Consider the following 24166-nt stretch of genomic DNA (forward strand, 5'->3'; position numbering starts at 1 on the left):
ACCGTGGCCGCATCGAACGGCCAGTCCAGCTCGCGCTCGCCGTGCTCGTCGCGCAGCACCGGCACCCGCGCGCCATAGCGCGCTTCCAGCGCCGGCTGGTCATCGAGGAACACCGACTCGAACTCCGGCGCCCGCGCTTTGGCCAGTTCGGCCAGCGCCAGGTCGCACAGGTGGCAATCGTCACGCTGGATCAGGGTCAACACCGGTCAGGCTCCCGTGGCGGAAATGCTGCGCCGCAGCCATCGGATGGCCCGGCAAGCCGCTAGAATAGCCGCTTGTCCGGTACCCGCAGTTTGGCATCCATGGCTGTCAGCACGTTCGACGTTTTCAAGATCGGCATTGGCCCGAGTTCCTCGCACACCGTCGGGCCGATGAAGGCCGCCGAGCGATTCATCCATCGCTGGCTGCTCGATCCGGGCCGCCTGCACGAGGTCGCGCGCATCCGCGCCGATGTCTATGGCTCGCTGGCGTTGACCGGCCGCGGCCATGGCACCGACAAGGCGATCCTGCTGGGCCTGGAAGGCCAGCGGCCGAACCTGATCGACCCGGACATCATCCCGGCCACCCTGGAGCGCATCCGCAGCAGCAAGCGCATCCAGCTGATGGGCCAGCACGAGATCGCCTTCGACGAGAAGCGCGACCTCGGCATGAACAAGCGCCAGAAGCTGCCGTACCACACCAACGGCATGCGCTTCACCGCGTACAACGCCGACGACGAAGTGATCGCCACCCGCGATTACTACTCGGTCGGTGGCGGCTTCGTGGTCAACCAGGACGACGCGGCCGATGACCGCATCGTGCCCGACGAGACCCCGCTGCCCTACCCGTTCAAGAGCGGCGACGAGCTGCTGGCGCAGACCGCACGCAGCGGCCTGAGCATCGCCCAGCTGATGTTCGAGAACGAGAAGTGCTGGCGCAGCGAAGACGAGATCCGCGCCAACCTGCGCGAGATCTGGAGCGCGATGCAGTCCTGCGTCGCGCGTGGCATCCGCGAGGAAGGCGTGCTGCCGGGTGGCCTGAAGGTCGGTCGTCGCGCACCGGCGCTGTACCGCGAGCTGTCGTCGAAGCCGGAAGCGGCGATGCGCGATCCACTGACCACGCTGGACTGGGTCAACCTGTACGCGCTGGCAGTGAACGAAGAAAACGCCGCCGGTGGCCGCGTGGTGACCGCACCGACCAACGGCGCCGCCGGTGTGCTGCCGGCGGTGCTGCATTACTTCGACCGCTTCTGCCCCGGCGCCAACGAACAGCGCGTGTTCGACTTCCTGCTGACCTCGGCGGCGATCGGCATCCTGTACAAGGAAAACGCTTCGATTTCCGGCGCCGAAGTCGGCTGCCAGGGCGAAGTGGGCGTGGCCTGCTCGATGGCGGCCGGTGGCCTGGTTGCGGCACTGGGCGGCAACCCGAGCCAGATCGAGAATGCTGCGGAAATCGGCATGGAACACAACCTCGGCCTGACCTGCGACCCGATCGGCGGCCTGGTGCAGATCCCCTGCATCGAACGCAACGCGATGGGCGCGGTGAAGGCGATCAATGCTTCGCGCATGGCCATGCGTGGCGACGGCAAGCACAAGGTGTCGCTGGACAAGGTCATCAAGACCATGCGCGATACCGGCCGCGACATGCAGGACAAGTACAAGGAAACCAGCCGCGGTGGCCTGGCGGTGAACGTCATCGAGTGCTGAGCTGTAGAGCCGAGCCCATGCTCGGCTGATGGGGCAGGAGCAGCCGAGCATGGGCTCGGCTCTGGATCGGACGACACCATCACCACGTTCCGGTTAGGCTCGGGCTTCCCCTGCCCCGGATTGCCCCATGCGCGTGATCGCCGCTGCCCTGCTTGCCTGCCTGCCACTGTCCGCCCTTGCCACGCCGACCTATGGCCCGCGGCTGGAAGGCTTCGATTACGGCTATCCGGTGAAGACCTTCGCGCTGGAGTCGCAGCGGCAGCCGTTGGAGATGGCCTACCTGGACGTCCTGCCCAAACGCCGCGCCATCGGCGTGGTGGTACTGCTGCACGGCAAGAATTTCTGCGCCGCCACCTGGCAGCAGACCATCGCGCCGCTGTTGAACGCAGGCTACCGGGTGATCGCTCCGGACCAGGTGGGTTTCTGCAAGTCCAGCAAGCCCGAACGCTATCAGTACACGTTTGCGCAGCTGGCTGCCAACACCCATGCCCTGTTGCAGCAGCTGCAGTTGGGGGATACGCCGGTGCACCTGGTCGGTCACTCGATGGGCGGCATGCTCGCGGTGCGCTACGCGCTGATGTTCCCGCAGGACCTGCGCACGCTGTCGCTGGTCAATCCCATCGGGCTGGAGGACTGGAAAGCGCTGGGCGTTCCCTGGCGCAGCGTCGATGCGTGGTATGCCGGAGAACTCAAAACCAGCTATGACAGCATCCGCCGCTACCAGCTGGACGTGTACTACGACGGCACGTGGAAACCCGCCTACGAACCGTGGGCGCGGATGCAGTCGGGCATGTACGAAGGCCCGGGCAAGCAGGCCGTTGCATGGAGCCAGGCGCTGGCCTCGGACATGGTGTTCAACCAACCGGTGGTGTACGAACTGAAGAACCTGCAGGTGCCGACCACGCTGTTCATCGGCCAGAAGGACCGCACTGCGATCGGCCGTGACCTGGCACCGCCTGCGGTGAAGGCGGCGCTGGGCAACTATCCGGTACTCGGCAAGGCAGCGGCCGCAGCGATTCCCGGCGCGACGCTGGTCGAGTTCGCCGGACTGGGCCATTCGCCGCAGGTACAGGACCCGAAGCAGTTCAACGCCGCGTTGTTGAAGGCCTTGAAGTCCCGCTGACCGACGGCTGCTTCTGTAGCGCCGAGCATGCGCTCGGCCTTACAGGAACCATGTGATCAACCCACGATCCGCAGCACGTCATCCAGCAACGCGGCTGCGGTAACTTCCGCGCCCGCGCCCGGCCCCTGGATCAACAACGGCTGGCGGCGGTAGCGATCGCTGTGGATGGCCACGCGGTTGTCGGTGCCTGCGCCCTGCGCCAAGGGATGATCGGCCGGCAGCTCGCGCAGGCCCACCTGCGCACCTTCGCCGTCAACACGGCCAACGAAACGCAGTACGCGACCGTTGTCACGTGCCTGCTGCCAACGCGCCTGCAGCGGCGCATCCAGCTGCTCCAACGCAGCCACGGCATCTTCCAGCGGCAACGCCGCCAGCGCATCAGGCACCAGCGAATCCACCTGCACCTGCGACGCATCCAGTGCCAGCCCGCTGCTGCGCGCCAGGATCAGCAGCTTGCGGCGCACGTCCTCGCCGGACAGGTCCAGGCGCGGATCGGGTTCGGTGTAACCGGCCGCCAGTGCCTCGCGCACCGCAGCCGAAAACGGCGACTGGCCGTCATAGCGATGGAACAGCCACGCCAGCGAACCGGACAGCACGCCTTCGATGGCGTGGATGTGATCGCCACCGGCCACCAGCGCGCGCAGGCTGCTCAGCAATGGCAGGCCAGCACCCACGGTCGCGCTGTCGCCATAACGCGCGCCACTGTCGGCACAGCTTTCGGCAATGGCCTGCGCACGGGCCAGCTGCGCGCCACGGCCCAGCTTGTTGGCGGTCACCACGTGCACGCCGCGTGCCAACCATTGCACGTGGCGGGCGGCCACGTCTTCACTGGCCGTCGCATCCACTACCACGTCGCCCCGTTCCAGCCCTTCGGCGCTCGCCCATGGCGGCGAACTCTGGCCATCGCGTGGTGCGCGACGTGCCAGTTCCAATGGCAGCACCAGGTCGCGATCAATCTCCAGCGCGGTACGTGAATTGGCCAGCCACTGCACGCTGGGCAGTTCCAGCCCGCGTGCCTGCAGCAACTGGTAGCGCTGCACGAAGGCCGAGCCGACCGTGCCGGTACCCAGCAGCGCCAGGCGTCCTGCGCCCAGCACGGGAATTTCAGCGGCGAGCGCGCTCATGCATCCACCACCTGTTTGCGGCGCGCAGCCGCATCGATCACGGCTTCGGCGCGCTGCAGCGCAGCGCCGAGGTCCGCCAGCAGGTCACGCTCGGCCTCGATGCCAACCGACAGGCGCAGCAGCCCTTCGCTGATGCCAGCCGCTGCGCGTGCTTCGGCGGTCATCGCTGCATGGGTCATGGTGGCCGGATGCGCGATCAGGCTTTCGACGCCGCCCAGCGATTCGGCCAGGGTGAAACAGCGCAGTCCGTCGACAAACGCACGCACCGCCGCGTGCGGATCATCACCGGCACAGTGCGCCAGTTCGAACGACAGCATCGCGCCGAAGCCATTCTGCTGGCGCGCGGCGATGGCGTGGCCCGGGTGATCGGCCAGGCCTGGGTAGTACACCGCGCCGACCGCCGGATGCTGGTCCAGCAGGGCAACGATGGACGCAGTGTTTTCCTGGTGCACGCGCAGGCGCGCGTCCAGCGTGCGCAGGCCGCGCAGGGTCAGGAAGGCATCGAACGGCGAGCCGGTCAGGCCCAGCGCATTGCCCCACCACACCAGCTGCTCGTGCAGCGCCGGATCGCGCGCAACCACCGCGCCACCGACCACATCGCTGTGTCCGTTGATGTACTTGGTGGTGGAGTGCAGCACCAGGTCCGCGCCAAACGACAGCGGCTGCTGCAGGGCCGGCGACAGGAAGGTGTTGTCAACCACCACGAGTGCGCCAGCCTTGTGCGCGGCATCGATGACGAAACGCAGGTCGGTGATGCGCAGCAGCGGATTGGACGGGGTTTCCACCAGCACCAGTTTCGGCTGCGTGGCCAGCGCCTGCGCCAGCGCACGCGGATCGGTCAGGTCGGCGGTGACCAGCTCGAAGTGGCCCTTCTTTGCCAGCGCATTGAACAGGCGCCAGCTGCCACCGTAGGCATCGTGCGGCACCACCAGGGTGTCACCCGGCTGAAGCAGCGCGTTCAGCACCAGGTTGATCGCGCCCATGCCGGTCGCAGTGATGACGCCGCCGGCGCCGCCTTCCAGTTCGGCCAGCGCCTCGCCGAGCAGGTCGCGGGTCGGGTTGCCACTGCGCGTGTAGTCGTACTGGCGCTTGTTGCCGAAGCCTTCAAAGCTGAAGTTCGACGACAGCACGATCGGCGGCGTGACCGCGCCATGCGCGGTGTCCCGATCGATGCCGGCACGGACGGCGGCAGTGGTACGACTACAGGACGGCTCGTTGGCGTGCAGGCTCATGCGGACTCTCCAGAAGTGCGGAAGGCGGTGGCGAGGATCGCGTCGATGCGATCGGTTTCTTTGAGAAAGGCGTCGTGGCCGTAGGGCGAGCGCAGCACGCGCAGGCTGCCGCGCGGACCCAGCCCTTCGACCAGGCCGACCAGGTCGGCCAGCGGCACCAGGCGGTCGCCCTCCACCGCCACCACCACGGTCGGCGGCAGGATCGCGGTGGGATCAACGCGATGCAGGTCGATCGATTCGGACAGGCGCAGGTAGGCGGTCACCGGCGTGCGCGCGACGTACTGCGCACCGGCGGCGTCGAGATAGTCTTCGGCGGCCACGCGCACGCGGCCATTGATGACCTCCGGCGCGGCATCGAAGCGCTCGCCGAATTCTTCCGGCGTGCGGTAGCTGAGCATCGCGAACTGCCGCGCCAGGGCGAGGCCATGGTCTTCGCCGCACTGCAGCTGGCCGAGCGCGACCGCGCGGCGCTGCAGTGCGCGCCAGGCGGCGGCATACGGATGCGGTCGGTGCGCGCCGCTGGCGAGCACCAGCTGGCGCACGCGGGCACGATGACGGATCGCGAACTGCTGGCCGACCAGCGCGCCGTAGGAGTAGCCCACGAACGCCTTCAGCGCGCGGATGCCGAGGTGGTCCAGCAGCAGCGCCAATGCATCGGCCTGGTCGGCGGTATCGATCGGCACATCCAGTGCACCGTCGGCACCGATGAAATCGAAGGCCAGCACGCGCAGCTGCTGCGGATCCAGCGCCCGGCCGCTGCCCACCAGGTCTTCGGCCCAGCCCTTCTCGCTGAACTGTGCGTTGGACGCCACGTGGCGGTGGGCGGAAATGCCACCGGCCAGCACCACCACCGGTGCATTGGCCGGGCCGACCCACTCATAGCGCAGGCGCACCGGGCTGGGGCCTGCGTGGCGCATCGACAGCACCGCGGCGAACTCACCGCGCTCGGCATGCACGCGGTCTTCGACCGGCACGCTGACGGGGACAAAGGGTTCGGGGCGAATGGCGGTACTGGCGGCGAAGCTCATGGCGGGATCCGGTTGGGGAATCGGCCATCGAGCCTTCGCGGGGCCCACGTTCGAGATGCACGTGTGGTGCATGGTTCGAACCATCTTTCGGTGGACGCCACGGTCCCCGCAGGATTTGGCACCTACGCAGACGCTTGCGCGCCTGCGGGCTGCCCCGGCTTCAAAGGGCCTGTCCCTCTGCCGGTCTCGATGGTGGAGCCACGATGCCAGCCCTTTTCCGCACTGTCAATCCCTTCATACGGATAAAGCGATGAATATTTTCAGGAACACTATGCGAAGGCCGTCGCGGTCGTCCCGTTCAGGATCAGCTACAGTCCCGGCGGTCCTTTTCGCTGGAAACGCCGATGCCGCGCCTGCCCCTGTCCTGCCTGCTGTTGACTCTGCTGGCGAGCGCGACCGCACACGCCGGCGACTGGCGCCAGGGGTGGGGACTGGTTCCCTCGCCTGTCCCGGCCACCCGCGCAGCCAGCGCTGAGGTCACCGCCCCCATGGCCCGGTTGCGCCTGCAGCCGGTCGGCGGGCAGTGGCAGGCCCGCATCGACAACGGGCTGGCGGGGCCGCTGCAGATCCAGCTGCGCGCCGCCCCTGGGCACCCGGTTGAAGGCCTCCCGGTCGAGTCGCTGATCCAGGGCGACAGCAGCCTGGTGGTCGGCCACCTGCCCGCCCCGATCGATGGCCGCATGCTCGATCTGCGCCTGCAGTCGGTGCCGGGCAACCCGGCCGCACAGGCCGAAGATGTCGCCTACCGCCTGCCGTTCGACGCGGCCCGCCTGCGCGTGGACCAGGCGCCGCAGGGACGCTTCAGCCATGACGACGAGGAGAACCGCGACGCGGTCGACTTCGCGCTGCCGGAGGGCACCCTGGTGCTGGCCGCGCGCGAGGGCACGGTGATGCAGATCCAGGATGGCTTCCGTGGCAACGGCCAGGACCGCGAACGTGATGGTGCCCGCGCCAACTTCATCCGCGTGCTGCACAGCGACGGCAGCATGGCCCTGTACGGCCACCTGCAGGCCGGCGGCATGCGTGTGCGTCGCGGCCAGGCGATAGGGGCCGGGCAGCCGATCGGTCTGTCCGGCAACAGCGGCTACAGCAGCGCGCCGCACCTGCACTTCGTGGTGCAGGTCAACCGGGGCATGAACCTGCGCTCGGTGCCGGTGCGCATCTTCGCCGAACAGGGCCAACTGCAGTTCGCCCGCCAGGGCGCGGCTGAAGGCGGTACCGGGCGCTGACCGGCCCCGGCCGGTATAATCGGGCGCTTATCTCTTTGAAAAGCGCCCCGGGCGGGCGCCACTGCCATGTCCGAAGTCGCCAACGAAGCGTCGCGCCGCCGCACCTTCGCCATCATTTCCCACCCTGACGCAGGCAAGACCACGCTGACCGAAAAGCTGCTGCTGTTCGGGGGCGCGATCCAGATGGCCGGTTCGGTCAAGGGCCGCAAGGCCGCCCGCCACGCCACGTCCGACTGGATGGCCCTGGAAAAGGAGCGCGGCATCTCCGTCACCTCCTCGGTGATGCAGTTCCCGTACGAAGGCAAGATCGTCAACCTGCTCGACACCCCCGGCCACGCCGACTTCGGCGAAGACACCTACCGCGTGCTGACCGCGGTGGACTCGGCGCTGATGGTGATCGACGTGGCCAAGGGCGTGGAAGAACGCACCATCAAGCTGATGGAAGTGTGCCGCCTGCGCGACACCCCGATCATGACCTTCATCAACAAGCTCGACCGCGAGGGCAAGGACCCGATCGAGCTGCTGGATGAAGTGGAAACCGTGCTCGGCATCCAGTGCGCCCCGGTGACCTGGCCGATCGGCATGGGCCAGCGCCTGAAGGGCGTGGTCCACCTGCTGACCGGCGAAGTGCACCTGTACGAACCGGGCCGCAACTTCACCCGCCAGGACTCGACCATCTTCCCGTCCATCGATGCCCCCGGCCTGGCCGAGAAGATCGGTGCGCAGATGCTGGCCGACCTGCGTGACGAACTGGAACTGGTGCAGGGCGCCAGCCACCCGTTCGACCTGCAGGCCTATCGCGAGGGCAAGCAGACCCCGGTGTTCTTCGGCTCGGGCGTCAACAACTTCGGCGTGCAGCCGCTGCTGGACTTCTTCGTCGAACACGCACCGGCACCGCAGGCGCGCTCCACCACCGGTCGCGAGATCGCCCCGGAAGAAAACAAGCTGACTGGTTTCGTGTTCAAGATCCAGGCCAACATGGACCCGCAGCACCGCGACCGCGTGGCGTTCATGCGGGTCTGTTCGGGCCGCTTCAGCGCCGGCATGAAGACCTTCCACGTACGTACCGGCAAGGAAATGAAGCTGGCCAACGCGCTGACCTTCATGGCCAGTGACCGCGAGATCGCTGCCGAGGCGTGGCCGGGCGATGTGATCGGTATCCACAATCACGGCACCATTTCCATCGGCGACACCTTCACCGAAGGTGAAGCGGTGACCTTCACCGGCATTCCCAACTTCGCCCCGGAACTGTTCCGCCGTGCACGCCTGCGCGATCCGCTCAAGCTCAAGCAGCTGCAGAAGGGCCTGGCCCAGCTGTCCGAGGAAGGCGCGACCCAGTTCTTCCGCCCGCTCACCAGCAACGACCTGATCCTGGGTGCGGTCGGCGTGCTGCAGTTCGACGTGGCCGCCTACCGCCTGAAGGACGAGTACGGTGTGGAAGCCACCTTCGAGCCGGTCAGCGTGACCACCGCGCGCTGGGTCCACTGCAGCAACGAGAAGAAGCTGGAAGAGTTCCGCGAGAAGAACGCGCTGAACCTGGCGCTGGATGCGGCCGGCCATCTGGTCTACCTGGCACCGACCCGGGTCAACCTGCAGCTGGCCCAGGAACGCTCGCCCGATGTGCGCTTCTCGGCCACCCGCGAAGCGGCGCATACCGTTTCGGTGGGCTGATGCCACGGGGTCGGCGCCGTCTCCGCCAGGAAAGGGTTCCGACCCCAGCCGCCGCGGGCGGTTCATCCACGCAACGCAGGGATTCACCGACCATACGGTGACGGGCGTGCACATGTCGCCCATCGCGGCCATGATAGGGGGGTGCGGGTCCCCCTCCCCGCGAACGATGCCTACGTCATGTCCACGACTTCCGCTGCTTCGATCCGCGAAGAAATCGCCAGCGCCCTGACCCACGGCCTCGGTGCCGTGTTCGCGCTGGGTGCCGGCGCGGTGCTGATCACCCTGGCCGCCATCTACAGCGATGGCTGGCAGCTGGCCGGCGCCATCGTGTTCGGCATCGCGCTGCTGCTGCTGTACACCGCCTCCACCCTCTACCACGCCATCCAGCACCCGGTCGCCAAGGGGCGGCTCAAGGTGTTCGACCACTGCGCGATCTACGTGCTGATCGCCGGCACTTACACCCCATTCACCCTGATCGGCCTGCGTGGCCCGTGGGGCTGGGGCCTGTTCGCCGCGATCTGGACCCTGGCCCTGGCCGGCGTGGTGTTCAAGCTGTTCTACACCGGCCGTTTCAAGCGCCTGTCCACCGCCATCTACGTGGCCATGGGCTGGCTGGTGATCGTGGCGGTCAAGCCGATGCTGGCCTCGATCGACGGCTGGACGCTGGGTTGGCTGCTGGCCGGCGGCCTGTCGTACACGCTGGGTACTTATTTCTACCACCGCGAATCGATCCCCTATTCGCATGCCATCTGGCACCTGTTCGTGATCGGTGGCAGCGTCTGCCACTTCGTCGCGGTCACCATGCAGGTGCTGTAGCAGCTGCCCGCGCGCGGCGTGTGCACGCCACGCACATGGACGCTTCGCGCCCCGTCGACGATGAGGGGGCAACCATGGCAGCGTGAATGCTGCCGCCTCCCCTGCTGCAAGGCGCACGCCTCGCTGGCGCCTCCGCCGCCCTGGCCCGCGAGGCCAGCGCTGGCTGGCCCTGCTCACCTTCCTGCTGGCCGCGCTGCTGGTACTGATCGCGCTGTGGGACTGGAACTGGTTCAAGGGCCCGGTCGAGCGCGCAGTGCAGGCCCGTACCGGCCGTGCGCTGCACATCGGTCGCCTGGATGTCGACCTCGGCCGTACCAGTACGATCCGGGCCGATGCGATCACCTTCGCCAATGCAGGCTGGGCGGAACAACCGAACATGGCCAGTGCCGACCGCGTCGAGATCGACGTGCGGGTCTGGCCCCTGCTGCGCGGCAGCCTGCAGCTGCCCGAAGTGCGCCTGACCCGGCCGGACGTGCTGCTGCAAACCGCCCCTCGCAAGGGCGAACCAGGCAATTGGGATTTCCTCGGTGACAGCGCTGGCGGCACCAGCCCCCAGCTCAAACGGCTGCGCATCGATGACGGTCGCCTGCAGTTCCTCGATGCGCTCGGCCGCACCGATATCCGCGTGGACGTGCACAGTGGCAAGCCAAAGCAGGCAGACGCCGCGCCACCGCTGCTGGTTCAGGGCAAGGGACACTGGCAGGGCAACCCATTCACCTTGCGCGGTGGCACCGAATCACCACTGGAGCTGACCGACAGCAACCACCCGTTCCGCATCCACCTCGACGGCCGCGCCGGCGCCACCCACGCCGTCGCCAGCGGCACACTGACCAATCCCTTCCAGCTGCGTGTGTTCGACCTGCAGTTCGCACTCAGCGGCCAGGATCTGGCCGACCTCTACCCATTGCTCGGCATCGCCATTCCGCCGTCCCCTCCCTACGCGTTGAACGGCCGCCTCAAGCGTGACCACAACGTCTGGCGCTACGACGCCTTCACCGGCAAGGTCGGCGACAGCGACCTTGGTGGCAACCTGCAGTTCGAAGTGGGCGGAGCACGTCCGCGGCTGACCGCTACGCTGGAATCCAAGCGCCTGGATTTCGACGATCTGGCCGGTTTTGTCGGCGCCCCACCAAAGACTGGTGGCGGTGAAACGGCGAACGCGGAACAGAAGGCAGAGGCTGCGCGCATCTCCGCAAGCGCGCGGGTATTGCCCGATACCCCCTACAACCTCGGCAAGCTGCGTGCGATGGATGCCGACGTGCGCTGGAAGGCCCACCGCATCAACGCGCCCTCGTTGCCGCTTGACGACATGGATGCACACCTGCTGCTGGATGACGGCGTGCTGCGGCTGGACCCGCTGAACTTCGGCGTCGCCGGCGGCGATATCCGCAGCACGATCCGCATGGACGCGCGCCACCCGCAGATCAGCACCGCACTGAAGGCCAGCGTGCGCGGCGTGCAGCTGGGCCAGCTGTTCCCGGACGCGAAACTGGCCGAGCAGGCCAAGGGCGGCATCGGCGGCGAAGTGGACCTGAGTGGCCGTGGCAATTCGATCGCCGCGATGCTCGGCAGCAGCAGCGGCAAGGTCGGCCTGGCGATGGGCCGCGGCCATGTCGGCAACCTGGTGATGGAGCTGGCCGGCCTGGACATCACCGAGTCGCTGAAATTCCTGGTGACCGGCGACAAGCAGATCCCCCTGCGCTGCGCCTTCGCCGACTTCGGCGTGCGCGACGGCCTGATGACCAGCCAGGCGCTGGCGGTGGATACCACCGACACGATCCTCATCGGCGAAGGCACGGTCAGCCTGCGCGACGAGACCCTGGACCTGCTGCTGAAGCCGCGCCCGAAGGACAAGAGCATCCTGGTGCTGCGCTCGCCGCTGCACATCGCCGGCACCTTCAAGGACCCGTCATTCCGCCCGGACTTCAAAGCATTGGGCATCCGCGGCGCGGTGGCCCTGGCACTGGGCAGCATCGCCCCGCCGGCGGCATTGCTGGCGACCATCGAGCTGGGGCCGGGCAAGGATGCCGACTGCGGTGGGCAGTATGCGAAGTAGAAGCGGGTGTTCGCGGCGCCTCGTTTTTCCGCGCGTAGAGCCGGAGCAAGGCCACAGGCAGGACACGCCGTAAATACGTCCCTGTAGGCTCGGTCGGCGCATCCATGCGCCTCACGGTCCTGCCTGCCGCTACCAAAGGCAGTCCACCGACGCTGCAACCCACCGCACCCGTGGGACGTGTCCAGAGGCTGAGGGCATGGGCGTGCAGGACCGTTGGCGCCATGGGCCCGAGGCATGCCTCGGGCGGGTTGGGTACGACGCCCAACCCCGGTCTTGCCGTGTGCGCAGGACAACGCACACGAGCAAGGCGCCATCGAGCCTACAGGGGTGTACTTGGGGCGTGTCCCCCGCATCAGGAAGGCGCTGCTTTGGCTTTGGCTTTGGCTTTGGCTTTGGCTTTGAGCTTCGAAAAGCGGGCCGGCGGGCCGCAGGCCCGCCAGCAACACCTCACCCCGCCACGATGTACTGCTGCAGCTGGTCCAGCTCCTTCCGCTGCGCATCGATCACCGACTTCACCAGGTCACCGATGGAGATCACCCCCAGCACCTGAGCACCCTCGACCACCGGCAGGTGGCGGATGCGGTAGTCGGTCACCAGTTGCAGGCAGTGCTCCACCTTCTCGCCCGGCGACACGGTCACCACCTGCGCCGTCATGATCTCCTCCACCGAGGTATCGCGCGACGAACGATCACGCAGCACGATCTTGCGCGCGTAATCACGCTCGGACAGGATCCCGACCAGCCGCGGCCCGTCCATCACCAGCACCGCACCGATGCCCTTCTCCGCCATCAACCGGATCGCATCGATCACCGCCGCGTCCGGCGCGACCGCATGTACTTCAGGAGACTTGCCGTCCAACAGTTGCCGTACCGTCGTCATCTGCCTGCCCTCCGAGGGTGGGTTGCAGGGCCGAGTCTGCCACGGCGGATGCTAGCCACGCGTCAACCAGATACAACGGCCGCTGCTTGGACTCCTCGTACAGCCGTCCCAGGTACTCACCCATCAAGCCCAGCGCGATCAGCTGCACCCCGCCCAGGAACAGGATCACCGCCATCATCGTCGGCCAACCCGCCACCCGGTCGCCATACAACGCCGCCTTCACGATCACCCACAGGCCGAACACGAAAGCGACCGCTGCGGTTGCCAGGCCCAGATAGGTGGCGGCCCGCAGCGGCACGGTCGAGAATCCGGTGATGCCTTCGAGGGCGAAATTCCACAGCCGCCACAGGCTGAATTTACTGGTGCCGGCCACGCGCGCGTGGCGGTGATAGGGCACGGCGATCCGCTTGAAGCCTACCCAGCTGAAAAGCCCCTTCATGAAACGGTGGCGCTCACGCATCCCGCGCAGGGCGCTCAGTGCGCGCGGCGACAACAGGCGGAAGTCCCCGGTATCGGCCGGAATCGGCGTCCGCGACAGGCGGCCCATCACCCGATAGAACATCGCTGCCGTGGCGCGCTTGATCCAGGACTCGCCATCGCGGGCCATGCGCGTGCCGTACACGTTGTCATGGCCCTCGCGCCAGCACGCAACGAACTGCGGCACCAGCTCCGGCGGGTCCTGGCCGTCGGCATCGAGGATCATCGCCGCCCCCTCGTGCACCAGATCCAGGCCTGCGGTCAGCGCCGCCTCCTTGCCGAAGTTGCGCGACAGCTTCAGCGCCGAGACGCGCGCATCGGCCTGGGCCAGCCCCGCGATCACCTCCCATGTGCGGTCATGACTGCCGTCATCCACATAGAGGATGTGGCCGTCGATGTCGGGCATGTCGTCCAGCACCGCGCACAGCCGTGGATGCAGCAGCGGCAGTGCCAGGGCCTCGTTGTAGGCGGCGATGACGAAAGTAAGGCGTTCGCGGTTCATGCCCGGATTGTACGTTGCCTGCAGGCGCATGGCCCGCCGCCTCGAGGGCATCTGCCCTCAATCTTCCGACAGGTATGACGCGCCACCCAGCTGGCGTGCCTGGCGCTGGATCCATGCCGCGCGCCGCTGCACATACGGCCCTGGTTTTGCCGCGTTGTAGCGCCTCGGTGCCGGCAGTACCGCCGCCAGTCGCGCGCTCTCGGCCGGACTCAGCCGGGCCGCGTCCTTGCCCCAGAATTTCTGGGCTGCCGCCTGCGCGCCGTATACACCATCACCGAACTCGGCGATGTTGGCGTACATCTCCAGGATCCGCTCCTTCGGCCACAGCGCCTCGATCAGCACCGTGTACCAGACTTCCAGGCCCTTGCGGACCCAGCTGCGGCCCTGCCACAGGAACAGGTTCTTGGCCACCTGCTGGCTGATCGTGCTGGCACCGCGCAGGCGTCCGCCCCTGGCGTTGTGGTCGCGGGCCTTTTCGATGGCCTGCAGATCGAAGCCGTTGTGATCCGGGAAGCGCTGGTCCTCGGCCGCCACCAGCGAGATCGGCAGGCTCGGCGCCATCTGCTCGATGTCGCGCCATTGGTAATGCAGCCGATAGGACCAGTCGGCCTCGCCCAGCGCCTCGCCATAGCGCCACAGCATCACCGTGGACACCGGCGGATCGATGAACCGCAGCACCAGCACCTGCAGGCAGCTGAAGGCGGCCAGCAGCACCGGCAGCCACAGCAGCCGCTTCCAGCGCCGCCGGCGCGGGGCGGCCACCACCGCCTCTACCTTGTGCTGCTCTCCCACTGCCCCCATTACTGGTGCATCCTTCTTCTGTCTGGTTGTCGGCGCATTATCCGGCAACCGCCCCCGTTTACGCGCGATGTGAGCCGATGACCGCCAACTCCGATTCCCTGATCCGTTTCCTGCTTCCCGACGCCGGCGTCCGCGGCGTGCATGTGCACCTGCAGGCCACCTGGCAGGAAATCCTGTCCCACGCCGCGTACCCGGACGCCGCTGCCGAGCTGCTCGGCGAGGCCTGCGTCGCCTCCGCACTGTTCACCGGCCACACCAAGATCGATGGCCGCCTGTCAGTGCAGCTGCGCAGCAGCACTGCCCTGCGCACCCTGTTCGCCGAGTGCACCGCCGGCGGCACCCTGCGCGGCATCGCCCAGCTCAGCGAAGGCACCGACGCGCCGCGTGACCTGTCCAGCCTCGGTGATGACGCCATCCTCGCCATCACCATTGAAAATCCCGGCCTGGATCCGCGCGAGCCGCAGCGCTACCAGAGCCTGGTGGCGCTGGGCGCACCGGAACTGGACGAGGCCTTCGAGGACTATTTCCGCCAGTCCGAGCAGCTGCCGACCCGCCTGCTGCTGGCCGCCGACCGCAGCGGTGCCGCGGGCCTGCTGCTGCAGAAGCTGCCGGGCGACGAAGGCGACGAGGACGGCTGGGCCCGCGCCAGCGCCCTGTTCGAGACCCTGGGCAAGGCGGAACTGCTGGCCACCCCGGCCGAGCAGCTGCTGCACCGCCTGTTCCACGAAGAGCGGCCGGAACTGCTGGGCGGCAAGCCGCTGTCCTTTGCCTGCTCCTGCTCGCGCGAGCGGGTTGCCGGCATGCTGCAGTCGCTGGGGGAAGAGGAGGCCCGTGCGGCTGCCGAGGACACCGGCGCCGTCGAAGTCCGTTGCGAATTCTGCGGGCGCGAGTATCACTTTCCATTGACGGAGTTCGGCATACTGTTCCACGGCGCCCAGGGGGCTGTACCGGCGCCTGAACGACTTCAGTAAACGGCAGTCTTGTACCTGGGGAGGATCAAGGCTTGTTAAGAATTCATAAACACCCTAGGATCAGGTTCCCGTCCCCGCGGGAACTTCCGTTGTCCGTCCCTGTCTGAACTGGTCCGATGCGTACCTACCTGCGTCTACCGCTGGCCCTGCTGATCGCCCTTGGCGCGATCACGGGCGTGCATGCGCAGAGCAAGGACACGCGCACCGTGCTGCCGGTATGGAACAAGGGCAGCGGCAAGGTCGAGGCGCTGCTGTACCTGGAACCGACTGGCGAACAGGCCGCCGGCGCCCGCTGGCATTTCGGCCGCAATTCGCTGGACGCGGCCTTTGGCCTCTCCTCAGGCGATTCGCTCGGCCTGCTCTGCAACAGCAGCAGCGGGACCAGCATCAGCGGACTGGCCAGTCATTGCATGCTGGCCAGCCTGGGCGACGAGGACGATCTGAACAGCCGCCGTTTCAGCGGTACCGCCGCACTGAACCGTGGCAACAGCCGCCTGGGCATCACCGCCGGCAGCGGCCGTGAAACCCTTCCCGCCTGGTTGTCCGGCCCGAACAAGACGCCCTCGCTGCGTGCCGAGCAGAACGATCTGACCGTGTTCGCGCAGAAGAACATCGGTCGCGAAGGCTTCGTCTCCATTGCCGGTACCTACGCCAAGGCGCGTCTGGTTCCGCTGGCCGATGCCTCGCCAGCCATCGTCGATCGCTGGGACAGCAAGAGCCTGAGCATCGGCGCCGGTTACGGCAACTTCACCGGCAGCATCATCGGCCGCGTGGTCGACGTCCCGGGCAAGCCCGGCAAGTGGGAAGGCCTGGGCATCGGCCTGACCTGGCGTACTCCGTGGTCCGGCCAGCTCACCGTCGGTGCCGAGAATGTGATCAGCCGCGGCAAGAATCCGTTCTCCCCGCGCAACGAAAGCAACGACGACGGCACCGTGCCGTATGTGCGTTACGAACAGGATCTCTGATCCCGCACGCAGGTTCAGTAGCGATGTTCCCAAGGGCGCCGAAGGGCGCCCTTCGCATGTGTGCGCCTGCCACGCACCGGCAGATGGATAACGCTATTGGGATATGAAACCGAACACATCGACATAGTGCGATACATATCAGTCGAAACTTTTTCCATCATCCTGCGTTAACAATCGAGGCAGGAACGCATATCCATACCATCAACCTATTGATTGGCATGGATAAAGCGCATTTTTACCAAAATCACAGACTTGATTAACACAGCTTTAATTCTTGGCGAACGCCCGTTACTATCGGGTCAGCCTCGCGATTTGGGAGCGCTTTTTCGCTCCCCCGCCGGGCATTAACCCCAGCCAAGATTTCTTGGAGAGAGAGAGCCAATGAAACTCAAGTCAAGCCAGCTGCGTGACGCAGTTGTGATCGCGCTTGTCGCCGGTGCCACCACCGCGACGGCCCACGCCCAGGAAGCCACCAACCTCGACCGTATCGAGGTCACCGGTTCGCGCATCCGTCAGGTCGATACCGAAACCGCACAGCCCGTCCTGAGCATCAGCCGCGCTTCGATCGAGAAGAGCGGCTTCAAGACCGTGGCCGACGTCCTGCAGAACATCTCTGCCGCCGGCAGCCCGGCCATCAGCCGTTCCGAGCCGCTGTCCTCCGGTGAAGCCGTCGGTGGCTTCTACATCGACCTGCGCAACCTCGGTGCCGAGCGCACCCTGGTGCTGGTCGACGGCAAGCGCCTCGGCGCCAGCGTCAGCGGCCTGCAGGACGTGTCGCAGATCCCGTCGGCCATCGTCGAGCGCATCGACGTGCTGAAGGACGGCGCGTCGTCGATCTACGGCTCCGACGCGATCGCCGGCGTGATCAACATCATCACCCGCAAGAACTTCCAGGGCCTGGAAGCCAACGCCTACGTCGGCCAGTACGGCGAAGGCGACGGCCAGAAGACCAGCTACGACTTCGTGGCCGGCTTCACCGGTGACCGTGGCTCGATCACCATCGGCGCCGAATACGCCGAAGAAAAGGAAGTGTGGGCCAAGGACCGCTGGTTCAGCCGTTATCCGCGCACCACCTTCCACCCGGCCCAGAACTGGAGCCCGGTCAGCCAGTGGGGCACCATCATCGATCCGGATACCGATGACTGGCTGGTGCTGAACCGTGGTGGCGACTACCGCGACGTCAACCAGTACCACGACCAGGACTTCGCCGGCATCACCGGTGACACCAGCAACTCCAATACGCAGATGCACCTGCTGACGCCGACCAAGCGTCGCTCGGTGTTCGCCAACGTTCAGTACGACCTGACCGACAACGTCCGTTTCGTCTCCGACCTGCTTTACACCCGTCGTGAGTCGCAGGCCCAGGTCGCAGGCTATCCGCTGCAGACCGCCTCGTATGAGCGCCTGGGTGCCACGTGGGATGCCGACAGCTACTACAACCCCTTCGGCAAGGACATGGGCTTCATGCGCCGTGGCTGGGAAGTGCCGCGCCTGTCGACCAACAAGCTGACCACCTTCCGCTTCACCGGCGCCCTGCAGGGCAGCTTCCAGTTCAATGACAAGTACTTCGACTGGGAAGCGGGCTACATCTACCAGAACTCTGAGAACCAGCAGAGCCAGACCGGCAACTACAACGTGCTGGCGGTCAATGCCGCCACCGGTCCGTCGTTCTACAACCCGGCCACCGGCCGCGTCGAGTGCGGCACGGCTGCAGGCCTGGTCGACGGCTCCAATCCGATCTATGGCCCGGGCGCCGGCGGCTGCCTGCCGTGGAACCCGGCCATTCCGTATGGCCGTACCGGTGACGGTGGCCTGACCGGCAACCCGGACCTGCAGCAGTTCCTGTTCCCGACCACCAAGAACACCGGTGAAGTCACCACCAAGACCTACTACGCGAACATCGCCGGCAGCCTGTTCACCCTGCCCGCCGGCGACCTGGGCTTCGCGCTGGGTTACGAGTACCGCGAAGACAAGGGTTCGTACAATCCGGACGCCCTGTCGCAGACCGGCTACTCGACCGACCTGGCCGCCGGCCCGACCGGTGGCGGCTACGACGTCAACGAAGTGTACCTGGAGCTGAATGTTCCGATCCTGGCCGACCTGCCGGGTGCCAAGGAACTGAGCTTCAACGCCGCGACGCGCTATTCGAAGTACAGCACCTTCGGCAACACCACCAACAACAAGTTCGGCCTGAAGTGGAAGCCGATCGACCAGCTGCTGGTGCGTGCGACCTACGCCGAAGGCTTCCGTGCGCCGACCATCGACAATCTGTACGGTGGCAGCTCGCAGACCTTCGCGTACTTCACCGATCCGTGCGACACCTCGTTCGGCTCCACCGATCAGCCGGGCGTCGCCGCCCGGTGTGCCGCGGCCATCGGCCCGACCGCCAGCACCTTCCGCCAGCTGCGCCAGGGCTATGTGCCGGCCAGCGGTCCGGATGAGCAGACGCCGGATCCGTTCAATGCCGTCTCCAATCCGGACCTGACCCCGGAGAAGTCGAAGTCCAAGACGGTCGGCCTGGTGTGGAGCCCGACCTTCGCCCAGGGCCTGAACATGAGCCTGGACTGGTGGAACATCAAGATCACCAACACCATCGTCACCGACAGCCCGGATGACCAGCTGAACGACTGCTACGTGCTTGGCATCGCCGAGCGCTGCAACTCGTTCACCCGTGACCCGAACCGTCACAACGTGATCAACCTGACCTACGCACCGCGTAATGCCGGTTACCAGGAAACTGAAGGCTTCGACTTCGACGTGGCCTACCGCTTCGAGACCGACAGCTGGGGTACCTTCAACGCCAACCTGCAGAACAGCTACGTCACCAAGAACGTGCTGAAGACCACCAACGCGCAGCAGGTGCCGGTGTCGATCCTCAACGGCTTCGGCAGCAACTTCCGCCTGCGTTCGAACCTGGTGCTGGGCTGGGAGCGTGGCGACTGGGGCGTGACCTGGGGCACCCGTTACTTCTCCAGCGTCAAGGAGCGCTGCTATTACAGCGACGAGTGCAGCCTGCCGGACTTCGGTTCGCCGGATCCGGTGCGCGACCAGCCGATGAACAAGCGTGGTTCGACCATGTTCCACGACGTCCAGGTCTCCTGGAACGCCCCGTGGAATGCAACCATCGCCGTGGGTGCGCGTAACGTGTTCGATCATTACGGCCCGCAGATGTACTCGGCGCCGAACTCGCAGTACTCCTACTACGGTGGCTACGACATCGGTCGCTTCATGTACATGCAGTACAAGCAGAAGTTCTGATCGGCAGTCTGATCAGCTGATGCAGCAACGGCCCCGCAAGGGGCCGTTGTTCTTTGTGGTGCATGGAAGCACGCTGGCCCGCGCGCGAAAAAAAGCCGCGGCATCGCCGCGGCCTTCCTTCAGCATCATTCCCGGGCACTCATCCGTTCGGGATCAGCGTCTCGATCAGATGCTCGACGTACGCTTCGAAATCCTCGCGTGCCTGCTTGGGCTGCTGCAGCTGCAACGACAACTGCAGGAAGCCGACGTAGGCAGCGTAGGCCAGCCGCGCACGATGGCGTGCGTCGGTCGAGCTGAGGCCGGCCTGGCGGAACGAGGCGACCAGATAATCAAGGCGTCGCTGCGAGACGCGGTCGATCACCGGCCGCACCATTGGATGATCCAGTGCCTTGAGCAGCTCGCTGTAGATGATGTGCGGCTGCACTTCATGCGCCACCATCTGGAACAGCTGGCGCAGGCGCACGCGCGGATCCGGTACGTCTTCCAGGCTGCCGAACACCTGTTCCTGTTCGAACAGTTCCCAGCGTTCCAGCGCCGCCTGCAGCAATGCATCGCGCGAAGGGAAATGCCAGTAGAAACTTCCCTTGGTGACACCCAGTCGCCGTGCCAGCGGCTCCACCGCGACGGCGCCGACACCTTGTTCAGCAATCAGATCGAGGGCCGCCTGGGCCCAGTCTTCGGCACTCAGGCGGCTGTTGCGGCCGGCGCGCGGTTCGCCGGCGGAAGCGTCAGGTTGATTCATGGACTGATTTAACCATACGCCGGGGTTCGTTGCAGTACGCGGTTGCGGTCGAAAGCGTCGCAGGACCCTGAGGAGGGTCCATTCAGGCGCCTTCCGCAGCGCACCATACCCTGCAGTATTGACTTCCCCCCGAAGCGATCCATACTAGCAAGTATGGTTACGTCCCCAACTTCCGCTGCGTTCCATGACCTGCGCCTGGACGCCGCCCATGGCGCCCGCCTTGCGGCGACCGCCAGCGACCATGGCCGGCGCGGCCGCGTGCTGTTCGCGCATGGCTTCGGCCAGACCCGCCATGCCTGGAATGCCACCGCCCGCGCGTTGAACGCCGCTGGGCTGCAGACGCTGGCCTACGACGCCCGCGGCCATGGCGATTCCGACTGGAATGCTGCCGATCTGCCCTATCACGGTGAACAGTTCGCCGACGACCTGATCGTGCTGGCCGGCGAACAGCCGCGTCCGCCGGTACTGGTCGCCGCATCGATGGGCGGCCTGTTCGGCCTGCTGGCCGAGTCGCGCTGGCCGGGCCTGTTCTCGGCGATGGTGCTGGTCGACATCACCCCGCGTTGGGACACCGCCGGCGTCGAGCGCATCCTGGCCTTCATGACGGCCCATCCCGACGGCTTCGCTTCGTTGACCCAGGCCGCTGACGTGATTTCGGCGTACATGCCGCATCGTCCGCGCAAATCCGAGCAGTCGCTGCGTGCACTGCTGCGCGAGGACGGCCACGGGCGTTGGCGCTGGCATTGGGATCCGCGCCTGGTGGCCGAGCTGGCCCGCGACAGCGAACAGCACCAGGACGCACTGGCCGAAGCCGCACGCCAGGTGAAATGCCCACTGCTGCTGGTCAGCGGCGGCCGCAGCGACCTGGTCACGCCGCAGACCGTGGCCGAATTCCTGGCATTGGCGCCGCATGCGCGGCATGTACAGCTGCCGCAGGCCACGCACATGGTCGCCGGCGATGACAACGACGCCTTTACCGCTACTGTGTTGGACTATCTGGACGTGTTGCCCGCAGCGGACGCTGCGGCTTCGTCCGCCACAAACGAGCACGTCACCGGAGCACGCTCATGAGCATCGTTCTTCCCTTCCTCGCCCTGCTGCTGGCAGGCGCGTTCGTCGCCTACCACCGCATGCGGCTGGTTACCTGGACGCTGATCAGCGTGGCCCTGCTGGCCGCCTGCTGGTTCATTCCCTACGTCAACCAGACCGCCACGATCGTCGCGGCCGCCGTGCTGGCCGTCATCGCCGTGCCGCTGCTGCTGCCGTTCATCCGCAAGCCGCTGCTGACCGGCCCGATGATGAAGGTGTTCCGCAAGGTGCTGCCGCCGCTGTCGCAGACCGAGCGCATCGCGCTGGAAACCGGCTCGGTCGGTTTCGAGGGCGAACTGTTCACCGGTGATCCGGACTGGAACATCCTGCTCAACTATCCCAAGCCGCAGCTGACCGCCGAAGAACAGGCCTTCCTCGATGGCCCGGTGGAAGAGCTGTGCACCATGGTCAACGACTGGGAAATCACCCACGTCCACGCCGACCTGCCGCCAGAGCTGTGGGCCTTCATCAAGAAGAACAAGTTCTTCGGCATGATCATCCCGAAGGAATATGGCGGCCTGGGCTTCTCCGCGCTGGCCCACCACAAGGTCATCCAGAAGCTGGCCTCGGTGTCCTCGGTGGTCAGCTCCACCGTCGGCGTACCGAACTCGCTGGGCCCGGGTGAACTGCTGGTGCATTACGGCACCCAGGAACAGAAGGACCAGTACCTGCCGCGCCTGGCCGATGGCCGCGAAGTGCCCTGCTTCGGCCTGACCGGTCCGTTCGCCGGCTCCGACGCCACCTCGATCCCGGACTACGGCATCGTCTGCAAGGGCGAGTGGAACGGCGAGCAGGTACTCGGCGTCAAGCTGACCTTCGACAAGCGCTACATCACCCTGGCCCCGGTCGCTTCGCTGATCGGCCTGGCCTTCCGCATGTACGACCCGGATGGCCTGATCGGCGATACCCGCGACATCGGCATCACCCTGGGCCTGCTGCCGCGCGACACCGCCGGCGTTGAAATCGGCCGTCGCCACTTCCCGCTGAACTCGACGTTCCAGAACGGTCCGATCCGCGGCAAGGACGTGTTCATTCCGCTGACCCAGCTGATTGGTGGCGCAGCCATGGCCGGCAAGGGCTGGAACATGCTCAACGAGTGCCTGGCCGTGGGCCGCTCGATCACCCTGCCGTCCACCGCCAGCGGCGGTGCCAAGGCCGGCGCCGCCGTGACCGGCGCCTATGCGCGCATCCGCAAGCAGTTCGGCCTGTCGGTCGGCCGCTTCGAGGGCGTGGAAGAAGCACTGGCCCGCATTGGCGGCAAGGCGTACAAGATCAGCGCACTTTCGCAGGCCACCGCTGCGGCGGTCGACCGTGGTGACGTGCCGTCGGTACCGTCGGCGATCGCCAAGTATCATTGCACCAGCATGAGCCGCGAAGTGATCTCGGACATGATGGACGTGATCGGCGGCAAGGGCATCATCCTGGGGCCGCGCAATTTCGCTGGCCGCAGCTGGCAGGCCGCGCCGATCGCGATCACCGTGGAAGGCGCCAACATCATGACCCGCAGCCTGCTGATCTTCGGCCAGGGTGCGATCCTCTGCCATCCGTGGGTGCTGAAGGAAATGAAGGCCGCGCAGGATCCGGATACCCGCGCCGGCCTGCAGGACTTCGACCGCAGCCTGTTCGGCCACATCCGCTTCGGCATCTCCAATGCCGTCCGTTCGTTCTGGTTCGGCCTGACCGGCGCGCGCTTCGGTGCCGCACCGGGCGATGCCTATACCCGCCGCTACTTCCGCAAGCTGGACCGCTACTCGGCCAACCTCGCACTGATGGCCGACATCTCGATGATGACCCTCGGCGGCAAGCTGAAGTTCAAGGAATCGCTGTCCGGCCGCCTGGGCGATGTGCTGAGTCACGTCTACATGACCAGCGCCATGCTCAAGCGCTACCACGACGAAGGCGCACCGCAGGCCGACCAGCCGCTGCTGGCCTGGGCCTTCCATGACAGCGTGCACAAGATCGAAGAGTCGCTGTCGGCTGCGCTGCGCAACTTCCCGATCCGTCCGATCGGCTGGCTGATGTGGGCGCTGATCTTCCCGCTGGGCCGTCGTGCCGAGGCTCCGGGCGACCGCCTGAGCCGCCGCGTCGCCGCCCTGCTGATGGCGCCGAATGAAGCCCGCGACCGCCTGGCCAGTGGCGTGTTCCTGACCCCGTGCGAGAACAACCCGGGTGGCCGCATCAACAGCTACCTGAGCAAGGCGATCATGGCCGAGCCGGTGGAGCGCAAGTTCCTGAAGGCGCTGAAGAGCAAGGGTATCGAGGCGCTGGACTTCAAGGCGCAGCTGGACGAAGCCGTGGCCGAGGGCGTGATCACCCAGGACGAGCGCAGCCTGCTGGAAGAGCTGCGCACGCTGACCCTGGACACCATCACCGTGGACGACTTCGACACCCACGAACTGCGCGCGGCCAGCTACTACGACCGCCAGCACAAGGACCCGCATTCGCAGGCCGCCTGATCGCCCGCGAAACGCGTTGCCTCGACGGCGGGCCTTGGCCCGCCGTCGCTTTATCAGCCGAC

Annotated in this window: 19 protein-coding genes and 1 riboswitch; of the genes, 11 read left to right on the forward strand and 8 right to left on the reverse strand. The window is 66.5% G+C overall.

Annotated elements, in window-relative coordinates; genetic code table 11:
- A partial coding sequence (locus tag V3B30_RS17265; protein ID WP_329809760.1) for a glutaredoxin family protein occupies window positions 1–203 on the reverse strand: 203 nt, incomplete at its 3' end.
- Between the two features lie 99 nt (window positions 204–302).
- Here V3B30_RS17265 and V3B30_RS17270 point away from each other — a divergent pair.
- Both V3B30_RS17270 and V3B30_RS17275 read left to right on the forward strand, forming a co-directional pair.
- Window positions 303–1685 carry an L-serine ammonia-lyase gene (locus V3B30_RS17270; RefSeq protein WP_049456519.1) on the forward strand — a complete coding sequence of 461 codons (1383 nt, stop codon included), beginning with the start codon at window positions 303–305 and terminating at the stop codon, window positions 1683–1685.
- Between the two features lie 127 nt (window positions 1686–1812).
- On the forward strand, window positions 1813–2808 hold the full coding sequence (locus tag V3B30_RS17275; RefSeq protein WP_100473623.1) for an alpha/beta hydrolase: 996 nt from the start codon (window positions 1813–1815) through the stop codon (window positions 2806–2808).
- A gap of 56 nt (window positions 2809–2864) precedes the next feature.
- Here V3B30_RS17275 and V3B30_RS17280 read toward each other — a convergent pair whose 3' ends face one another.
- The 3 genes from V3B30_RS17280 to V3B30_RS17290 are packed head-to-tail and all read right to left on the reverse strand — an operon-like array spanning window position 2865 to window position 6192.
- Entirely contained in the window at window positions 2865–3932 is a 1068-nt protein-coding gene (locus tag V3B30_RS17280; protein ID WP_100473624.1) for a homoserine dehydrogenase, read from the reverse strand.
- Window positions 3929–5164, reverse strand: coding sequence for an O-succinylhomoserine (thiol)-lyase (locus tag V3B30_RS17285; RefSeq protein WP_046432019.1), 1236 nt, complete (start codon window positions 5162–5164; stop codon window positions 3929–3931). The genes V3B30_RS17280 and V3B30_RS17285 overlap by 4 nt, the downstream gene beginning before the upstream one ends.
- On the reverse strand, window positions 5161–6192 hold the full coding sequence (locus V3B30_RS17290; RefSeq protein WP_100473625.1) for a homoserine O-succinyltransferase: 1032 nt from the start codon (window positions 6190–6192) through the stop codon (window positions 5161–5163). Before V3B30_RS17290 ends, V3B30_RS17285 begins: the two co-directional genes overlap by 4 nt.
- Window positions 6193–6269: 77 nt before the next feature.
- Window positions 6270–6388: riboswitch (SAM riboswitch) on the reverse strand.
- Between the two features lie 148 nt (window positions 6389–6536).
- On the opposite strand from V3B30_RS17290, the gene V3B30_RS17295 reads away from it, so the two are divergent.
- The 4 genes from V3B30_RS17295 (at window position 6537) to V3B30_RS17310 (ending at window position 11964) form a co-directional block, all read left to right on the forward strand.
- Complete coding sequence (locus V3B30_RS17295) at window positions 6537–7421, forward strand: M23 family metallopeptidase (RefSeq protein WP_262082853.1); 885 nt, start codon at window positions 6537–6539, stop codon at window positions 7419–7421.
- Window positions 7422–7487: 66 nt separating this feature from the next.
- On the forward strand, window positions 7488–9092 hold the full coding sequence (locus V3B30_RS17300; protein ID WP_262082854.1) for a peptide chain release factor 3: 1605 nt from the start codon (window positions 7488–7490) through the stop codon (window positions 9090–9092).
- Window positions 9093–9269: 177 nt separating this feature from the next.
- Window positions 9270–9908 (forward strand): hemolysin III family protein, encoded by a 639-nt coding sequence (locus V3B30_RS17305; RefSeq protein ID WP_262082855.1) that lies wholly within the window; start codon window positions 9270–9272, stop codon window positions 9906–9908.
- An 82-nt stretch (window positions 9909–9990) separates the two neighbouring features.
- Window positions 9991–11964, forward strand: a complete 1974-nt coding sequence (locus V3B30_RS17310) for an AsmA family protein (RefSeq protein ID WP_262082856.1) — start codon at window positions 9991–9993, stop codon at window positions 11962–11964.
- Window positions 11965–12411: 447 nt separating this feature from the next.
- Here V3B30_RS17310 and V3B30_RS17315 read toward each other — a convergent pair whose 3' ends face one another.
- Genes V3B30_RS17315 through mtgA form a run of 3 tightly spaced genes read right to left on the reverse strand, consistent with a single transcriptional unit; the run spans window position 12412 to window position 14623 of the window.
- Window positions 12412–12843, reverse strand: a complete 432-nt coding sequence (locus V3B30_RS17315; RefSeq protein WP_100473629.1) for a CBS domain-containing protein — start codon at window positions 12841–12843, stop codon at window positions 12412–12414.
- On the reverse strand, window positions 12803–13822 hold the full coding sequence (locus V3B30_RS17320) for a glycosyltransferase family 2 protein (RefSeq protein ID WP_262082921.1): 1020 nt from the start codon (window positions 13820–13822) through the stop codon (window positions 12803–12805). Before V3B30_RS17320 ends, V3B30_RS17315 begins: the two co-directional genes overlap by 41 nt.
- A gap of 57 nt (window positions 13823–13879) precedes the next feature.
- Window positions 13880–14623, reverse strand: coding sequence for a monofunctional biosynthetic peptidoglycan transglycosylase (gene mtgA, locus V3B30_RS17325; RefSeq protein ID WP_262082857.1), 744 nt, complete (start codon window positions 14621–14623; stop codon window positions 13880–13882).
- Between the two features lie 77 nt (window positions 14624–14700).
- Here mtgA and V3B30_RS17330 point away from each other — a divergent pair, with 77 nt between their 5' ends.
- The 3 genes from V3B30_RS17330 to V3B30_RS17340 all read left to right on the forward strand — a co-directional run bounded on the left by V3B30_RS17330 (window position 14701) and on the right by V3B30_RS17340 (window position 19817).
- Complete coding sequence (locus tag V3B30_RS17330; RefSeq protein ID WP_262082858.1) at window positions 14701–15594, forward strand: Hsp33 family molecular chaperone HslO; 894 nt, start codon at window positions 14701–14703, stop codon at window positions 15592–15594.
- 116 nt (window positions 15595–15710) lie between these two features.
- Window positions 15711–16559, forward strand: coding sequence for a hypothetical protein (locus V3B30_RS17335; protein ID WP_100473632.1), 849 nt, complete (start codon window positions 15711–15713; stop codon window positions 16557–16559).
- 381 nt (window positions 16560–16940) lie between these two features.
- On the forward strand, window positions 16941–19817 hold the full coding sequence (locus V3B30_RS17340) for a TonB-dependent receptor (RefSeq protein WP_262082859.1): 2877 nt from the start codon (window positions 16941–16943) through the stop codon (window positions 19815–19817).
- A 139-nt stretch (window positions 19818–19956) separates the two neighbouring features.
- Here V3B30_RS17340 and V3B30_RS17345 read toward each other — a convergent pair whose 3' ends face one another.
- Complete coding sequence (locus V3B30_RS17345; RefSeq protein WP_005418411.1) at window positions 19957–20559, reverse strand: TetR/AcrR family transcriptional regulator; 603 nt, start codon at window positions 20557–20559, stop codon at window positions 19957–19959.
- A 153-nt stretch (window positions 20560–20712) separates the two neighbouring features.
- Between V3B30_RS17345 and V3B30_RS17350 the strand changes: the two genes are divergently transcribed.
- Both V3B30_RS17350 and V3B30_RS17355 read left to right on the forward strand, forming a co-directional pair.
- A complete protein-coding gene (locus tag V3B30_RS17350) occupies window positions 20713–21630 on the forward strand; it encodes an alpha/beta hydrolase (protein WP_100473634.1) in 918 nt (305 codons plus the stop codon).
- Window positions 21627–24104 (forward strand): acyl-CoA dehydrogenase, encoded by a 2478-nt coding sequence (locus V3B30_RS17355; RefSeq protein ID WP_262082860.1) that lies wholly within the window; start codon window positions 21627–21629, stop codon window positions 24102–24104. Before V3B30_RS17350 ends, V3B30_RS17355 begins: the two co-directional genes overlap by 4 nt.
- The last annotated feature ends 62 nt before the right edge of the window (window positions 24105–24166 follow it).

The sequence above is a fragment of the Stenotrophomonas sp. SMYL41 genome (genome assembly GCF_036319965.1).
Lineage (GTDB): Bacteria > Pseudomonadota > Gammaproteobacteria > Xanthomonadales > Xanthomonadaceae > Stenotrophomonas > Stenotrophomonas maltophilia_R.

Bases quoted from the DNA above. Each gene is read 5' to 3' on its own strand.
- V3B30_RS17270 (WP_049456519.1), top strand. From the start codon at position 303: ATGGCTGTCAGCACGTTCGACGTTTTCAAGATCGGCATTGGCCCGAGT.
- V3B30_RS17320 (WP_262082921.1), bottom strand. From the start codon at position 13,822: ATGAACCGCGAACGCCTTACTTTCGTCATCGCCGCCTACAACGAGGCC.
- V3B30_RS17280 (WP_100473624.1), bottom strand. From the start codon at position 3,932: ATGAGCGCGCTCGCCGCTGAAATTCCCGTGCTGGGCGCAGGACGCCTG.
- V3B30_RS17355 (WP_262082860.1), top strand. From the start codon at position 21,627: ATGAGCATCGTTCTTCCCTTCCTCGCCCTGCTGCTGGCAGGCGCGTTC.
- V3B30_RS17275 (WP_100473623.1), top strand. From the start codon at position 1,813: ATGCGCGTGATCGCCGCTGCCCTGCTTGCCTGCCTGCCACTGTCCGCC.
- V3B30_RS17335 (WP_100473632.1), top strand. From the start codon at position 15,711: ATGCGTACCTACCTGCGTCTACCGCTGGCCCTGCTGATCGCCCTTGGC.
- V3B30_RS17290 (WP_100473625.1), bottom strand. From the start codon at position 6,192: ATGAGCTTCGCCGCCAGTACCGCCATTCGCCCCGAACCCTTTGTCCCC.
- V3B30_RS17340 (WP_262082859.1), top strand. From the start codon at position 16,941: ATGAAACTCAAGTCAAGCCAGCTGCGTGACGCAGTTGTGATCGCGCTT.
- V3B30_RS17330 (WP_262082858.1), top strand. From the start codon at position 14,701: ATGACCGCCAACTCCGATTCCCTGATCCGTTTCCTGCTTCCCGACGCC.
- V3B30_RS17345 (WP_005418411.1), bottom strand. From the start codon at position 20,559: ATGAATCAACCTGACGCTTCCGCCGGCGAACCGCGCGCCGGCCGCAAC.
- V3B30_RS17315 (WP_100473629.1), bottom strand. From the start codon at position 12,843: ATGACGACGGTACGGCAACTGTTGGACGGCAAGTCTCCTGAAGTACAT.
- V3B30_RS17295 (WP_262082853.1), top strand. From the start codon at position 6,537: ATGCCGCGCCTGCCCCTGTCCTGCCTGCTGTTGACTCTGCTGGCGAGC.
- V3B30_RS17305 (WP_262082855.1), top strand. From the start codon at position 9,270: ATGTCCACGACTTCCGCTGCTTCGATCCGCGAAGAAATCGCCAGCGCC.
- V3B30_RS17350 (WP_100473634.1), top strand. From the start codon at position 20,713: ATGGTTACGTCCCCAACTTCCGCTGCGTTCCATGACCTGCGCCTGGAC.
- mtgA (WP_262082857.1), bottom strand. From the start codon at position 14,623: ATGGGGGCAGTGGGAGAGCAGCACAAGGTAGAGGCGGTGGTGGCCGCC.
- V3B30_RS17300 (WP_262082854.1), top strand. From the start codon at position 7,488: ATGTCCGAAGTCGCCAACGAAGCGTCGCGCCGCCGCACCTTCGCCATC.
- V3B30_RS17285 (WP_046432019.1), bottom strand. From the start codon at position 5,164: ATGAGCCTGCACGCCAACGAGCCGTCCTGTAGTCGTACCACTGCCGCC.